We start from the raw sequence: 14,460 nt of genomic DNA, 5'->3' as shown, positions 1-14,460 counted from the left end.
TCCTAGTTATTTACGCTTTAATTCTTGCAACACTGAGAACGGGTTCTCCGAGTCGTCTTTCGATTCCTCTTCGATTTCACCCCAACTCATTGCGTCGCGGTCAACCTGACAATTCTTAGGGTCGTGTTTAGCAACCAAAGGCATTGCCAGAATTAATTCATCTTCGATAAGTCCGTGCAGGTTGACTTCACCAAACTCATTAACCTCGATCGCTTCATAGCGTTCTGGTAACTCATCCGTGCCCTGCCGAGAAGAAACAGGAGCATACGCAAATTGCGCGGCGATATCAACCGCAAAAGGCATATTACAACGTTGACACGTCAATTTAACCGCAGTGGTCGCAGAACCGGCAAAATAACTGATGCCCTGCTCATCGATGCCAAATTCAACCTTGACTTCGGGATCACTGTCGCAGACTTCGGCCAGTAAACCTTGAAAACGCGAGAGCGTTTTGGCCGGTACCAAGCCATCAAACGTTTGCTTTTTGTTCGCACTTTTGACGGGATCAACCGTCACTGGGATTCTAACCTTTTGCATAGCGGGCGCAGTCTACCTTAGTGATGGGCTCTAAGCAAGCGAATTATCGCCTGCCAGCGGGTTTATATGAAGGCGCCGCAGCATACGTAATAATTCGATACTGGGCAAGCCAATTAAGGTGTTGGGGTCGTCACCCTGCAACGATTTAAACAGACTGATACCCAGCCCTTCGCTTTTAAAACTGCCGGCACAATTCAGCGGCTGTTCCAATTCAACGTAACGGCGGAGTTCAGCGTCGCTGAGATCGTCTCGGAAGTGCACGTAGAACGGCACACAGACTACATCGCAGCTGTCGTTGGCGGCATCATACACACACAAGCCCGTTAAAAAGGTCACCGTTTTACCGACGAAACGTTGTAGCTGTGCAACCGCGTTAGTTTCATTGTGTGGTTTACCCAGGATCTCGTTATCGCACAATGCCACCTGGTCAGAACCAATCACCACCGCGTCGGCAAATTGCGGCTGTCGTTGCACGACAGCTTTGGCTTTTTCAGTGGCCAGTCGCTTAACCAACTGTTCGGCGGTTTCCTGTGGTCGGGCTTGCTCATCAATTTCCGGTTTGCACACCTGGTAATTTAAATGCAGTTTGTCCAGTATCGCTCGGCGATACGGCGACGAGGAAGCCAACACGAGCGTTCTAGGCATATGATGCTCCTATGATATTCGGCAGTTCAGACAAACGACTGATCACGTGATCGGCGCCGGCTGCTTTTAATCGCTGCGCATCGTGTACGCCGAAATCGACACCAATGGCCCTGACGCCTGCCGCTTTAGCCATCTTAATGTCGTGCACGGAATCACCGACCATAACGGTTTGCTGAGGCAGGTAACCAAGTTCCGTCATCAATTCATGGAGCATTTGTGGGTCCGGCTTGCCTTTGGATTCATCAGCACAACGAGAGCCATCAAACAAATGACCGACTTGCGTTTCCAGCCAAACGCGATCAAGACCGCGACGCGCTTTTCCGGTCGCTACGGCCACACCATACTGCCGTTGACGGAGTTGTTCAATGACCTCAATCGCGTCATCAAATAACGGCGTCGGGGTGGTATTCAAATCAACGTACTCATCCCGATAGCGGGCCAAAAACTGTTGATGCTGTGCCGTTGGTAAGCGACCGAACAACAGTTCGATAGCGGGTTCTAAACTGAGTCCAATAATGTCTTTTACTGCCTGCTCGGTCGGTACCGATAAACGCAGGTGCTGCGCGGTCGCCCGCATTGCCGAAACAATGCGGCCAATGGAATCCATTAAGGTTCCGTCCCAGTCAAAAATCACCAGTTGTGAATGGGTCACCAGCTACTCCGTATTGCCATCATCAAATTGCAGTCAGTCGTTGCAGCACCTGCTTTAACGACTCTTCCAGCGGCGCTTCCAGATGCATGGACTGCTCGGTTTTCGGGTGTGTAAAGGTCAACTGCCAGGCGTGCAGGAACAAACGCTTCAGCCCGCACTGCTGCATCAGTTGATCAAATTCACTGTCCCCATACTTAGGGTCGCCGGCTATCGGGTGTCCTGCATGCAGCGTATGCACGCGAATTTGATGGGTGCGCCCGGTCACCGGCGAGGCTTCTATCAGGGTCGCCTGCTGATAACGTTGATTAATGCGAAAACGCGTATGCGACGGCTTGCCTTCAGCGTCTACGCGCACCATCCGTTCGCCCGACTGCAGCGTGTTCTTTTGCAGCGGTGCCTCGACATTACGGCAGCTCTTCTGCCACTGACCACGGACTAATGCCAGATACTGCTTATTGATGGTCTTTTCACGCAGTTGCTCATGCAGTGCTTTTAATACTGAGCGCTTTTTCGCAATCATCAATAACCCACTGGTATCGCGATCCAGTCGGTGCACCAACTCGAGGTGTTTATCATTAGGACGCAGTGACCGTAACGCCTCGATTAAACCAAATTTAAGGCCCGAGCCCCCGTGCACCGCCATCCCGGCCGGCTTGTTGACGACCATCAATGCGTCATCTTCAAAAATAATGGCCGCTTCTAATGCCTGCACCTGCTCCAGCTTTGCTGACGGTAAATCCGGTCGTTCCGACAGTTTCACCGGCGGAATCCGAATCACGTCACCCGCTTTGAGTTTGTAATCCGGTTTGATGCGTTTTTTGTTGGCGCGCACTTCGCCTTTGCGCACAATGCGGTACACCAACGACTTCGGTACTCCCTTCAATTTGGTCATGAGGAAGTTATCGACACGCTGGCCCTGCTCTTCTGTGCTCACCTCGTGAAAGGTGACTTCTTGTTGAATCATTTTCATGGCGCGGATTTTACCACTAAGCTCAACAACATGCATCGAAATTGTCGCTTGTATTGATGGTTGCACTTATGAAATAATGAACTGTCAAAAAATATCCTGCTGTGGGACAAGATGGTAGCGAAAGAGCCAGATGAGCTGGCCGCCCGACAGGTAAAAGAGACACAACGAATAGATACACGTGCAATTGAGGCATTTTGCTTGGATACTCCACGTCTTCATACGGTTCGCCGAGATGAAGAATGCACGGAGCGAACATTAGGAAAGCAAAATGACGATTCAGTTGCTGATTACGTTTAATCGCGACAGTATGACACGTAATATTGGCCATGCCGCCAAGTTACACGCACAGTCAAACCAATTTTTGTTACACGTTGCAGTTCAACGGGTAACGCAGAGGCAGGAAAACCCTATAATTTTCATGTCAATCTGCAAACAAACAATTTAACGATAGTGCATTGGCGCTGCCATTCAGCGTGTCATGCTGTGGCCTAAGCAAGATTGAGTCACAGTAATGAAAAGAATGTTAATTAATGCCACGCAACTGGAAGAGTTGCGTGTCGCACTGGTCGACGGCCAGCGCTTATACGACCTGGATATTGAAAGTCCTGGCCACGAACAAAAGAAAGCGAACATTTATAAGGGTAAAATCACACGGATTGAACCCAGCCTAGAAGCCGCTTTCGTTGACTATGGTGCAGAGCGCCACGGATTCCTCCCCCTTAAAGAAATTGCCAAAACTTACTTCCCAGAAGGTTATACGTTCCAAGGCCGCCCGAACATCAAGGACGTGGTTAAGGAAGGCCAGGAAGTTATCGTACAAATTGATAAAGAAGAACGCGGTCAAAAAGGCGCTGCGTTAACCACCTTTATCTCATTGGCCGGCAGCTACCTGGTACTGATGCCAAACAACCCGCGTGCTGGTGGCATTTCTCGTCGCATCGAAGGTGATGAGCGCTCGGCCTTAAAAGAGGCACTCAGCGACCTTAACGTTCCCAAGGAAATGGGTCTGATCGTACGTACCGCCGGCGTTGGTAAATCTAAAGAAGAGTTGGAGTGGGACCTTAATGTTCTGCTGCATCATTGGGAAGCCATCAGTAAAGCGGCCAACGAACGCCCTGCTCCGTTCCTGATCCATCAGGAAAGCAACGTTATTTTCCGGGCGTTACGTGATTACTTACGCCGTGATATCGGTGAAGTACTGATCGACAGCAAAAAAGTGTTCGAACAGGTTCGCAACCACATTCAGTTGATCCGCCCGGACTTCCTTAACCGCGTCAAGCTGTACGAAGGCGATGTGCCGCTGTTCAGTCATTATCAGATTGAAAGCCAAATTGAATCGGCATTCCAGCGCGAAGTGCGACTGCCGTCCGGTGGTTCCATCGTCATTGACCCGACTGAAGCACTGACGTCAATCGATATTAACTCATCGCGCGCCACCAAAGGCGGCGATATCGAAGAAACGGCCCTGCAAACCAACCTTGAAGCCGCGGAAGAAATTGCCCGTCAGTTACGTTTACGTGACCTCGGTGGTCTGGTGGTCATCGACTTTATCGACATGACTCCAGCTCGTCACCAGCGTGAAGTGGAAAACCGTCTGCGCGACAGCCTGGCACATGATCGCGCTCGCATTCAGGTGGCGCGCATTTCTCGCTTCGGCTTGTTGGAAATGTCCCGGCAGCGCCTGCGTCCATCGTTGGGTGAATCAGCTAACGGCGTTTGCCCTCGTTGTAATGGACAAGGCACCATTCGTTCCAGTGAATCGTTGGCATTGTCCATTTTGCGTTTGATCGAAGAAGAAGCGATCAAGGACAACACGGTACAGGTACAGGCTCAGGTGCCGGTATCCGTTGCCACCTATTTGCTGAACGAAAAGCGCTCGGCCGTTAATAAAATCGAAGAACGCCATGACGTTAAAGCGGTGATCATTCCGAATCACCACTTAGAAACACCACACTTCGAAGTTATCCGTATTCGCGACGACGAAGTGCCGGAAGCGGCCAGTTTCCAGTTGGTTTCTAAACCTGAACAAGATCAGTCTGTGGCGATTACACTGACTAAGGATCGCCAACAAATTGAAGAGCCGGCGTTAAAAGGCTTGCAAGCACCTACGGCACCACCTCCGGCAGCGCCTGCTGCTGCACCGGCTGCGGCTGCGGCGGCACCTGCAGCCGCGCCTTCGTTAATTCAACGACTGGGTAACTGGTTGGCCGGTTTGTTCGGCAGTTCGGAAGAAACGGATAAAGAAAGCAAGCAGGAACAGAATAACAAGCAGCAGCAACGCGGTAACCAGCGTCGCGGCGGACGTAATCAACGGGGCGGAAACCGTCGTTCACGGCAGCGCCCACGCAACGACGATAACCGCAACAAAGCGGCGCAGAGCGATGCGGAGGACAACACTGCAGCGGACAATAAACGTCAGGACGAACGTCAGGACAACCGTTCCGGTAATGGCCGCCGTAATAATCGTCGGGGTCGTGGCCGTGGTCGTAATCAAAATCAGTCTCAAGCACAAGGCCAGCCAAACAACCGTAAAGCTGAACAAGATCAGCAAACTGCTCCTGTTCCGGCTCCGGAACAACAGGCTACCGAGAAAGCACCGAAGCCAGACGCTGATCAGCAGCCGCGGACGCCGAAAAAGCGCCGCCCGCAGAAGAAACTTGAACGTTCTGTACGGGTAACTGATAAAACGACGGCGTCACAACCTGAAGTGCAACCAGAGGCTAAGCAGGAACCGCAGCAACAGGCTGGGCAAAAGCAGCCGGAAGCCGCTAAGCAACAGCCTTCTTCCGCACCTGAAAAGTCGGCAACGGGTGAGCGTGAACCACGTCAGCCTTCGCCTAAAGTACTGGCTTCAAAAGTGAATGATCCTCGTCTTCAGGCCGCCGCCGAACTGGTTGAAGCAGAGCAACATACAGCTGCTGCCCCGGCCGACGAACAGCCGGTAGCTGATGTGAACAAAGCAGAACCTGTTAACGCCGAGAAACCAGAAACGCAGCAACAGGAACAGCAACCGCAACAGCCGCAAGAAGCGGATTCGGAAGCTGCGGAAACGCCGGTAGCCTCTGAGCCGGGCACTGAAGCTGCTGAGCCGGTTAACGACGCACAGCAATCTCAAGCGGCCGACGCAGAAGCACAAACGCCTTCGGCTCCGGTCGAGCAAGAGCCTGCCGCAGCGAGCGAAGACGAGAAGCCGGCGAAGTCGGAGCGTAACCGTTCACGCCGCTCACCTCGCCATCAACGCGCAGCCGGACAAAAGCGTAAGCGCGATAAAGAAGCGGCAAATGCGATTGCCGTGCAGCCGGTTTATCCAAGCCGGGTGAAAAGTAAAGCATTTGCGGACATGACCAAAGCCAGCGCTATGCTGCGTGAAGGTGAATTCTCGCCGTTCCCGGTGGCTGCAGCGACCGCGCGCTCGGAATTTGTTAAGTCCGACAAGACCGCAGCAATTGAGCAGTCGACCTCGCGGGCGCAGGCTGACATGGCGAAATGTTCTCCGTCATCCTGAGTTAACGCGTAAGCGAATAAAAAGCCCCGTTTGCATCACTGCAACGGGGCTTTTTTTATCAGTTATCTAATCGAGCCGTATCAAGCCTTGGTTTTTTTCCAATGTTTTAAGGCCAATGCCTTTCACATCCAATAACTGCTCCAACTCGGTAAAACCACCCAACTGCTCCCGCAATTTGATGATTTGCTCAGCACGCTTTAGACCAACGCCAATCATCACCGCCGATAGCTCCTGAGCACTTGCCGTATTGATGTTTAACCGATTGGTTTTATCGGCATCCTCAGCATTGGCTTCCTGAGTCAGCGGCGCGATGGGCATGACCGGTGCAGCGACCGACGCCGTAGCCGTCATTGACGACAATAATGCAGCCATCAACGACGCGGTAAGACAGGTTTTCCGTAACGTCATAAGGTTTCCTTGTTGTTTCACTGTTTAACACAGCGCTACAAGCATAGATACCTTATGCCGTGGGTTTTAATGAATACGACATCAACCCTGTTGTAATTCGGCCAATATCTCAAGCACGGCTTGATGCGGATTGTCAGCCTGGGTCACCGGTCGGCCAATAACCATAAAATCAACGCCGGCCTGCTTCGCCTGCAACGGCGTCAGCGTGCGTTTCTGATCATCCTTTTGAGCACTGGCTGGTCGAATGCCCGGTGTCATGAGTTTGAACTCGTCATCCAATTCGCGTTTTAGCAGTGGCGCTTCCTGAGCTGAGCAAACAACTCCGTCTAAGCCAGCTTGCTGCGTCAGTTTTGCCAGTCTCAGTACCTGCTCTTCCACCGGCACGGTAATGCCGATATCAGCCAAATCCGACGCGTCCATCGATGTCAGTACGGTTACGGCAATCAACAGCGGAGGTCGTTCGAACGCCTCAAGCGCCTGGCGCGCTGCCTGCATCATTTTTAATCCGCCGCTGGCATGGACATTAACGACATCAACGTTCAGTCGTGCCGCTGCCGCTACCGCTTTAGCGACCGTGTTGGGAATGTCATGAAATTTGAGGTCGAGGAAAATCGAAAAGCCTTTTTCAACTTGTTCAGTAACCCAGTCCGGCCCCTCGGTAGTGAATAATTCTTTACCAATTTTTAATCCCACTTTCGTAGGATCCAATTGCGACACCATCGCGTCAGCTTGAATTCGATTGTGATAATCCAGTGCAATATAGATTTGAGGTAAGCTCATCGTGTTATTCACCATCCAGTCCGATAATGGGTTTTGTTGTGCTCCAGCTTTTGCAGCTTGGGCATTGCCAATATAACGTGTTGCCGGCAAAGCCGCAGTGGCGACAACTGTATCTTGGCCGTTGCTTAATATGCTCGGCGACCATCGCCTGCAAAATTTTAAGGCTCTCGCGGGCGTTGCCGACGTCCGCAGCGCGAATATGAAAATCCATCAGTTGATGAAAACCACGCATGGTTGGGTGATCTTCCATGGTGGCGCGAATGAACTGTTCAGCCGCGTCGCCACCCTGATGTTTGAAAATATACTCTGACAGCGCGATAACGGCACTGGTGCCGGCTCGGCGCTCAACACAAGCGTGTAAAAACTCGATGTAGGGCGTCGTGTCACCGAGTGCCTGGTAATTATGTTCAAGCTCAGTCAGTACTTCGCTGACAAACGCAGGGTCCTGTGCCAGCACCTGCTGAAAATAATCACAGGAGGTTTTTAACTGTTTCTGATCGCGGTATAAACGGCCCAATGCAATGCTGGCTCGTACGCAGTTTTCGTCGTGCTTAAGGGCTTTTTTATAATGTTTAATGGCTTCTGCGGCCGACTCCTGCTCAGCCAGTTCACAGTAGAGCTGTGCCACCACCCGTTCGATTTGAGCATCGTCTTTCGTCAACCGCAACGCCACTTTAATGGCTTTATCCCACTCATGGGTTGCCTGATAGAGTTCAAGCAGGTTTTTGCGGCTGCGTTCGCGGAAATTGCGTTGCCGCTGCAGACCGGAAAACATTTGTTCAGCCCGATCATAGATGCCCGCGGCAAGATAATCTTTGCCAAGTTCGTACATCGCCAGCATCCGGTCGTGCTCGGTAATGTTTGGCCGTGATGTGAGGTTCTGATGAATTTTTATCGCGCGTTCAACTTCGCCGCGACGGCGAAACAGCTTGCCCAGTGTCCAGTGGGTCTCGAGGGTGTCACTGTCAACATCAAGCAGTTCAACAAAAAGGTCGACCGCTTTATCGGGCTGATCGGACAGTAACAAATTGAGGCCGGTGGCATATTGCTTTGAAAACCGCTGTTGCTCTTTCCGTTCTTCACTGCGCACACTGTTACGCCCCATGAACCAACCATAGGCGGCGGCAACAGGCAGTAACAGAAACAACAGCTCAAGCATTACCGGCTATTCCTTCGTGTTCGATTCCGGCGCCCTGCTCTCAAGTGCGCTGAACTTTTTCGACAGCCGGCGGTAGCGGAGCTTCCAGCGCAGTGTCGACAGGAAATAAAAAATAACGGAGATAAAAAAACCAACCCCCAAAAAAATGCCGGCGACCGCAGCGACAGACAACTGCGCCTTAAACAGCAAAAAGTTTACCGTTACCTCGGTTGCGTTTTGCGCACCAAAGGCCAGAGCAATAAAAAAGATAACCAGTATGGGGACAATGATCAGTAGTTTTTTTAACATGTGTGTCCTTACCTGCCCAGAGTGACTGATTGACAGCCATAAAAAAACGGCATGCCAGTATAGCATGCCGTTTTTATCATTCGAGTACAAAGATCAACTAAAATTGTCAACGCGCTCTCGCAGTTCTTTACCCGCTTTAAAGTGAGGAACGTATTTCGCGTCCAACTCAACTTTTTCGCCCGTTTTCGGATTACGTCCGATCCGAGGCGCACGGTAATGCAATGAAAAGCTACCAAAGCCACGAATTTCAATACGTTTCCCGTGAGCCAGGCTCTGCACCATTTGCTCCAGGATATCTTTGACACTCGCCTCAACAACCGTAGGAGGTAAATCCTGATACTTTAAGGCTAACCGTTCAATCAATTCTGATTTGGTCATAATACCTCCAGTTTACGATGTCGCGTGCGCCAGAGGCGCACGCTACGTCATCGAACTATTAGTCGTCGGTTTTAGCCGCTTTAAAGGCGTCAGCCATTGCGCTGTTGATGCCAGAGCTGTCTTGCTGCTTGTTAACCTGCTCAACCGCTTCTTTCTCTTCCGCTTCGTCTTTACCACGAATAGACAAGCTCAGAGTACGGTTTTTGCGGTCAACGCCCATGAAGCGTGCTTCGATGGTATCACCAACAGACAGTTCAGTTGATGCATCTTCAACACGGTCACGAGAGATGTCTGCAGCACGAACGTAACCTTCTACGCTGTCAGCCAGTTCTACTTTTGCACCTTTCGCGTCAACTTCAGTAACGGTACCAGAAACAATAGAACCTTTTTTGTTGGCTGCCAAGTAGTTGTTAAACGGATCTTCTTCCAGTTGCTTGATGCCCAGAGAGATACGCTCACGCTCTGCGTCAACTTGCATGACAACAGCAGTCACTTCTTCGCCTTTCTTGTAATCACGAACGGCTTCTTCGCCTGTTGCGTTCCAGCTGATGTCTGACAAGTGAACCAGACCATCAATGCCGCCGTCCAAGCCGATGAAGATACCGAAGTCAGTGATTGACTTGATCTTACCAGTAACTTTCTCGCCCTTGTTGTGGTTCTTAGCGAACTCTTCCCAAGGGTTAGGTTTGCACTGCTTAAGACCCAGAGAAATACGACGACGTTCTTCGTCGATTTCCAGAACCATAACTTCAACGGTGTCGTCCAGGTTAACAACCTTAGATGGGTGAACGTTTTTGTTCGTCCAGTCCATTTCAGATACGTGTACCAGACCTTCAACGCCTTCTTCGATTTCAACGAAACAGCCGTAATCAGTCAGGTTCGTAACACGACCGGTCAGGCGAGTGCCTTCTGGATAACGGTTCGCGATATCTGCCCACGGATCTTCACCCAGTTGCTTAAGACCCAGTGATACACGAGTGCGCTCACGGTCGAACTTAAGTACTTTGACAGTAATTTCGTCGCCAACGTTAACGATTTCGCTTGGGTGCTTAACGCGTTTCCAAGCCATATCAGTGATGTGTAACAGACCGTCAACACCACCCAAATCAACGAATGCACCGTAATCAGTAAGGTTCTTAACGATACCTTGAACTTCTTGACCTTCCTGCAGGTTCTCAAGCAGTTCTTCGCGTTCTGCACTGTTTTCTTTCTCGATAACAGCACGACGAGAAACAACAACGTTGTTGCGCTTCTGATCCAGCTTGATAACTTTGAATTCGAGATCTTTGTTTTCCAGGTGAGCTGTTTCGCGTACTGGACGTACGTCAACCAATGAACCTGGCAAGAAGGCACGGACGCCGCCCAGATCCACGGTGAAGCCACCTTTAACTTTACCGGAGATAATACCGGTAACTGTTGCGTTGTCTTCGTAAGCTTTTTCCAGCTGCAGCCAAGCTTCATAACGCTTAGCTTTTTCGCGTGAAAGAATCGTTTCACCGAAGCCGTCTTCAACCGCGTCCAGTGCTACGTCGATTTCATCACCAACGCTCACTTCCAGTTCGCCGTCCGCATTACGGAACTGCTCTGCCGGGATAGCACTTTCAGACTTAAGGCCGGCATCGACTAAGACCAAGTCTTTTTCGATAGCAACGATAGTACCTTTAACGATCGAGCCCGGGCGAGTTTCTACTTCTTTCAGGCTTTCTTCAAACAGCTGTGCAAAATTTTCTGACATATTAAATATCTTCGCTTTTAGATGACGTCCACTGAACTTCCTGTACAGCGGGGTTATGAATAACGTCTGCGTGTATCCTTACGGCAGACACCTAAATAACTCGCGAAGCCACCGGGCTCAGCGAGTTAGCTAGTCCTTCGACAGTTTGCTGTGTGCAAACGTCAGAATTTCTTCCAGTACCTGATCGATGCTTAAATCGGTGCTGTCTACATACAGCGCATCATCGGCTGGTTTTAGCGGCGCCACGGAACGATTGGTATCGCGTTCGTCACGCTCTTCAATTTCGGTTATTAATTGGTCAATATTAGCATCAAAGCCCTTTTCGAGCAATTGCTTATAACGACGTTGCGCACGTTCTTCCGCCGACGCCGTTAAAAATACCTTAGCATCGGCATCAGTGAACACCACGGTGCCCATGTCGCGGCCATCGGCGACCAAGCCCGGCAGTTCTTTAAAACCCCGCTGGCGGCGCAATAAGGCTTCGCGAACCCGCGGCAATGCTGCAATTTTTGAGGCCATATTACCGACTTGTTCAGTGCGGATAGTCAGTGTCACATCCTCACCTTCGAGAATGATATGGGTAATACCATCGTCTTCCTCTGCCTCAAACTTAACGTCAAGATTCGCTGCCAGGGCAACCAAGCTCTCTTCGTCGTCGGCACTGAAGTCATGATGTAACGCCGCAAGCGCTAACACACGGTAAATCGCACCGCTGTCTAACAGATGCCATCCCAGCTTCTCAGCCAACAGCCGGCTGATGGTTCCTTTACCCGAGCCACTTGGTCCATCAATGGTGATAACGGGGGTATGTGTTGCCATAAAATCCTCAAATTGCCCTGCCTAATCGCAGTATTTAGCCGCGCAATTATACGCATTTGGTAAGTTTTTGCATCCTTAAATACGCCCCGGCCAACGCCGGGACGCGCTTAAGCTACTGGAGGTAAGTTACAGAGGCGTGAAAATTCACTAAAAAACTGCGGATACGTTTTTGCACAACAACCGGGGTCATTAATGGTGACGCCCGCCGTTGAGAAGCCTGCAAGGGCGAAGCACATGGCAATGCGGTGGTCGTCATAGGTATCGATGTGCGCGTGTTGCCAAATTTGAGGCGGATCAATAACCAGGTAATCTTTACCCTCTTTTACACTGGCGCCGGTTTTGCGTAACTCCGTCGCCATCGCTGCCAGCCGATCCGTTTCTTTAACGCGCCAATTTGCGACGTTCCGAATGATGGTGGTTCCGCGCGCAAACAATGCCAGCGGCGCAATGGTCATGGCGGCATCAGGTATTTGATTGCCGTCAAAATCAATGCCTTGCAATGCACCACGGCCACGAACCGTGACTTGATTGGTGCCCCAACTGACGTCTGCGCCCATGGCTTCAACCACCTCGGCGAAGGCAATGTCACCCTGAATCGATGACTGCCCGACACCGTGGATGGTAATCGGTCCGCCGCCCAGAGCGGCTGCCGCCATCCAGTAACTGGCGCCACTGGCGTCACCTTCAACAAAGTAATTCTGAGGCGAACGATAAGCCTGCTGACCCGGAATACGGAATTGATGATCGGTAACCGTAATGATGTCGATGCCAAAGTCACGCAGCATCGCCAGAGTCAGGTCAATATAGGGTCGTGACACCACCTCACCGCTCAATGTCAGCGTAGAGTCCGCAGGCAATAGCGGCAATGCCATCAACAGCGCGCTGATGTATTGACTGGAAACACTGCCGTCAATGACAAAATCACCGGGCTGCAGTCCGCCGGCGATGCCCAGCGGCGGATAGCCAGGGTCACCGAGGTAATCAATCGGCGCCTGCTGGGCACGAAGGCTTTCCACCAGATCTTTGATGGGTCGCTCGCGCATACGCGCATCGCCGTCCAGAACGATACGCTGGTGCGGCTCCAGTGTTGCTGCGAGCACCGCCACCAGCGGACGCATGGCGGTGCCGGCATTCCCCAGCATCAGTCGCTGGGTGGTGTTACGCCAGTGACCGCCGCAGCCATGCACCACCAGCGTGGTTGCATCCTGTTCGTTAATGCTGACGCCGAGTGCCGTCAGCGCCTCCAGCATACGCGCGGTATCATCACTGCGCAGTACATTGTGCAGCACTACCGGTTCCGCACACAATGCGGCAATCAGTAACGCGCGGTTGGCAATGCTCTTCGAGCCAGGCAGAGTAACCTCACCCTGACAGTGACTCAGGTCAGTTAATGTCAGTGTTGCAGGAAGACGACTCAACAACCCACTCCTTGTTTAACGAATGTTGCGCATGGCATCAATGAAGGCTTGGTTTTCTTCGGGCAGCCCAATACTGACGCGCAGATGATTTGGCAGCTCATAACCGGCGACAGGACGCACAATGACGCCTTCGTGCAACAAACGCTGATAAATGTCAGCGGCATTGGCTCCCACTTCGATGGTCAGGAAGTTGCCATGAGACGGGATGAAGTTGAAGCCTTCACTGCGGCAGAACTCGACCAGTTGTTGCATACCCTGCGCATTAACCTCGATTGCGCGTTGCAGATAATCGTGGTCATCCAGTACCACTTCGGCCGCCTTAAGCGATAACGAGTTGACGTTAAATGGCTGACGAATGCGGTTCAGCAGATTCGCGATATCGGCACTGCTGACTGCATAGCCGGCACGCAATCCGGCCAGTCCATAGGCTTTCGAGAACGTCCGTGAGACGACCAAATTAGGATAGTGCTGCAACCACTCTACCGATGGCGCGCGATCCGCCTCAGGAACGTACTCATAATAGGCTTCGTCGAGCACCACAATGACGTGTTCCGGCACCTTATCCAGAAACGCTTTAATCTCTGCCGTGCTGAGGAAGGTACCGGTCGGGTTGTTCGGGTTAGCAATAAACACCATCTTAGTGCGTTCATTGATGGCCGCTGCCATGGCGTCCAAATCGTGGCCATAGTCTTTGGCCGGCACCGACACACCCTTAGCGCCAATGGCCTGCGTTACCAACGGATAAACGACAAAGGCGTGTTGTGAGAACACCACTTCATGTTCTGCACTGACAAAGGTTCTTGCCAGAATTTCCAGCACATCATTAGAACCGTTGCCCAGAGTAATTTGGTCGCTGCCAACCTGATGCAACTCCGCCAGTTTGCTTTTTAAGTAAAAGCCGTTAGCGTCCGGATAACGGATCAAATCGGATAGCTCGCCCTGCAGCGCGGTGCGCACTTTTTCACTCAGGCCGAGCGGATTTTCGTTAGAAGCTAACTTAACCACATGCGACAACCCCAACTCCCGTTGCAGTTCGTCCATGGGCTTGCCTGCCTGATAAGGCTGTAACTTTCTGACTCCAGGATTTGCGGCTGCGGTTGCGTCGAAACTTGCCATGATAACTACCTTTTGTTGTTCTACGTCGTTATTTTTATTGTTATTTCGTG

At 51.5% G+C, this 14,460-nt stretch carries 14 protein-coding genes; 1 reads left to right on the top strand and 13 read right to left on the bottom strand.

The window, feature by feature from the left end; translation table 11 throughout:
• Positions 1 to 6: 6 nt before the first annotated feature.
• The 4 genes from yceD to rluC are packed head-to-tail and all read right to left on the bottom strand — an operon-like array spanning position 7 to position 2,804.
• Positions 7 to 537 carry a 23S rRNA accumulation protein YceD gene (gene yceD / locus CWE23_RS09020; RefSeq protein WP_105306456.1) on the bottom strand — a complete coding sequence of 177 codons (531 nt, stop codon included), beginning with the start codon at positions 535 to 537 and terminating at the stop codon, positions 7 to 9.
• 30 nt (positions 538 to 567) lie between these two features.
• Positions 568 to 1,182, bottom strand: coding sequence for a Maf family protein (locus CWE23_RS09015; protein WP_105306457.1), 615 nt, complete (start codon positions 1,180 to 1,182; stop codon positions 568 to 570).
• Positions 1,175 to 1,834, bottom strand: coding sequence for an HAD family hydrolase (locus CWE23_RS09010; RefSeq protein ID WP_241970597.1), 660 nt, complete (start codon positions 1,832 to 1,834; stop codon positions 1,175 to 1,177). Before CWE23_RS09010 ends, CWE23_RS09015 begins: the two co-directional genes overlap by 8 nt.
• A 22-nt stretch (positions 1,835 to 1,856) precedes the next feature.
• Complete coding sequence (gene rluC, locus CWE23_RS09005) at positions 1,857 to 2,804, bottom strand: 23S rRNA pseudouridine(955/2504/2580) synthase RluC (protein ID WP_126820052.1); 948 nt, start codon at positions 2,802 to 2,804, stop codon at positions 1,857 to 1,859.
• Positions 2,805 to 3,315: 511 nt separating this feature from the next.
• Here rluC and rne point away from each other — a divergent pair.
• Positions 3,316 to 6,309 (top strand): ribonuclease E, encoded by a 2,994-nt coding sequence (rne, locus tag CWE23_RS09000; protein WP_126820051.1) that lies wholly within the window; start codon positions 3,316 to 3,318, stop codon positions 6,307 to 6,309.
• A 66-nt stretch (positions 6,310 to 6,375) separates the two neighbouring features.
• Here rne and CWE23_RS08995 read toward each other — a convergent pair whose 3' ends face one another.
• The 9 genes from CWE23_RS08995 to hisC all read right to left on the bottom strand — a co-directional run bounded on the left by CWE23_RS08995 (position 6,376) and on the right by hisC (position 14,410).
• The gene (locus CWE23_RS08995; RefSeq protein ID WP_241970596.1) at positions 6,376 to 6,717 is read right to left on the bottom strand and encodes a ComEA family DNA-binding protein; all 342 of its coding nucleotides are present in this window, start codon (positions 6,715 to 6,717) and stop codon (positions 6,376 to 6,378) included.
• Positions 6,718 to 6,798: 81 nt separating this feature from the next.
• Positions 6,799 to 7,497: an orotidine-5'-phosphate decarboxylase gene (gene pyrF / locus CWE23_RS08990; RefSeq protein WP_126820050.1), complete on the bottom strand. Its 699-nt coding sequence runs from the start codon at positions 7,495 to 7,497 to the stop codon at positions 6,799 to 6,801.
• A gap of 4 nt (positions 7,498 to 7,501) precedes the next feature.
• Positions 7,502 to 8,656: a lipopolysaccharide assembly protein LapB gene (gene lapB, locus CWE23_RS08985; RefSeq protein ID WP_105306460.1), complete on the bottom strand. Its 1,155-nt coding sequence runs from the start codon at positions 8,654 to 8,656 to the stop codon at positions 7,502 to 7,504.
• Positions 8,657 to 8,662: 6 nt separating this feature from the next.
• The gene (locus CWE23_RS08980) at positions 8,663 to 8,944 is read right to left on the bottom strand and encodes a lipopolysaccharide assembly protein LapA domain-containing protein (protein WP_105306461.1); all 282 of its coding nucleotides are present in this window, start codon (positions 8,942 to 8,944) and stop codon (positions 8,663 to 8,665) included.
• A 93-nt stretch (positions 8,945 to 9,037) separates the two neighbouring features.
• Positions 9,038 to 9,322 carry an integration host factor subunit beta gene (locus tag CWE23_RS08975; RefSeq protein WP_105306462.1) on the bottom strand — a complete coding sequence of 95 codons (285 nt, stop codon included), beginning with the start codon at positions 9,320 to 9,322 and terminating at the stop codon, positions 9,038 to 9,040.
• Positions 9,323 to 9,380: 58 nt separating this feature from the next.
• Entirely contained in the window at positions 9,381 to 11,057 is a 1,677-nt protein-coding gene (rpsA, locus tag CWE23_RS08970) for a 30S ribosomal protein S1 (protein WP_105306463.1), read from the bottom strand.
• Between the two features lie 129 nt (positions 11,058 to 11,186).
• Positions 11,187 to 11,876 (bottom strand): (d)CMP kinase, encoded by a 690-nt coding sequence (gene cmk / locus CWE23_RS08965; protein ID WP_105306464.1) that lies wholly within the window; start codon positions 11,874 to 11,876, stop codon positions 11,187 to 11,189.
• Between the two features lie 107 nt (positions 11,877 to 11,983).
• Positions 11,984 to 13,294 (bottom strand): 3-phosphoshikimate 1-carboxyvinyltransferase, encoded by a 1,311-nt coding sequence (aroA, locus tag CWE23_RS08960; RefSeq protein WP_105307732.1) that lies wholly within the window; start codon positions 13,292 to 13,294, stop codon positions 11,984 to 11,986.
• 15 nt (positions 13,295 to 13,309) lie between these two features.
• Complete coding sequence (gene hisC / locus CWE23_RS08955; RefSeq protein WP_105306465.1) at positions 13,310 to 14,410, bottom strand: histidinol-phosphate transaminase; 1,101 nt, start codon at positions 14,408 to 14,410, stop codon at positions 13,310 to 13,312.
• Positions 14,411 to 14,460 lie beyond the last annotated feature (50 nt).

The organism is Idiomarina aquatica (assembly GCF_003987185.1).
Taxonomy (GTDB): Bacteria; Pseudomonadota; Gammaproteobacteria; order Enterobacterales; family Alteromonadaceae; genus Idiomarina; species Idiomarina aquatica.
Note: the sequence above shows the minus strand (reverse complement) of the source record. Positions and strands in the feature narration are given on the sequence as shown.

What these genes read in the sequence shown, in the direction of transcription:
- yceD (WP_105306456.1), bottom strand. Translation starts at nt 537, where the DNA reads ATGCAAAAGGTTAGAATCCCAGTGACGGTTGATCCCGTCAAAAGTGCG.
- CWE23_RS09015 (WP_105306457.1), bottom strand. Translation starts at nt 1,182, where the DNA reads ATGCCTAGAACGCTCGTGTTGGCTTCCTCGTCGCCGTATCGCCGAGCG.
- rluC (WP_126820052.1), bottom strand. Translation starts at nt 2,804, where the DNA reads ATGAAAATGATTCAACAAGAAGTCACCTTTCACGAGGTGAGCACAGAA.
- rne (WP_126820051.1), top strand. Translation starts at nt 3,316, where the DNA reads ATGAAAAGAATGTTAATTAATGCCACGCAACTGGAAGAGTTGCGTGTC.
- CWE23_RS08995 (WP_241970596.1), bottom strand. Translation starts at nt 6,717, where the DNA reads ATGACGTTACGGAAAACCTGTCTTACCGCGTCGTTGATGGCTGCATTA.
- pyrF (WP_126820050.1), bottom strand. Translation starts at nt 7,497, where the DNA reads ATGAGCTTACCTCAAATCTATATTGCACTGGATTATCACAATCGAATT.
- lapB (WP_105306460.1), bottom strand. Translation starts at nt 8,656, where the DNA reads ATGCTTGAGCTGTTGTTTCTGTTACTGCCTGTTGCCGCCGCCTATGGT.
- CWE23_RS08980 (WP_105306461.1), bottom strand. Translation starts at nt 8,944, where the DNA reads ATGTTAAAAAAACTACTGATCATTGTCCCCATACTGGTTATCTTTTTT.
- CWE23_RS08975 (WP_105306462.1), bottom strand. Translation starts at nt 9,322, where the DNA reads ATGACCAAATCAGAATTGATTGAACGGTTAGCCTTAAAGTATCAGGAT.
- rpsA (WP_105306463.1), bottom strand. Translation starts at nt 11,057, where the DNA reads ATGTCAGAAAATTTTGCACAGCTGTTTGAAGAAAGCCTGAAAGAAGTA.
- cmk (WP_105306464.1), bottom strand. Translation starts at nt 11,876, where the DNA reads ATGGCAACACATACCCCCGTTATCACCATTGATGGACCAAGTGGCTCG.
- hisC (WP_105306465.1), bottom strand. Translation starts at nt 14,410, where the DNA reads ATGGCAAGTTTCGACGCAACCGCAGCCGCAAATCCTGGAGTCAGAAAG.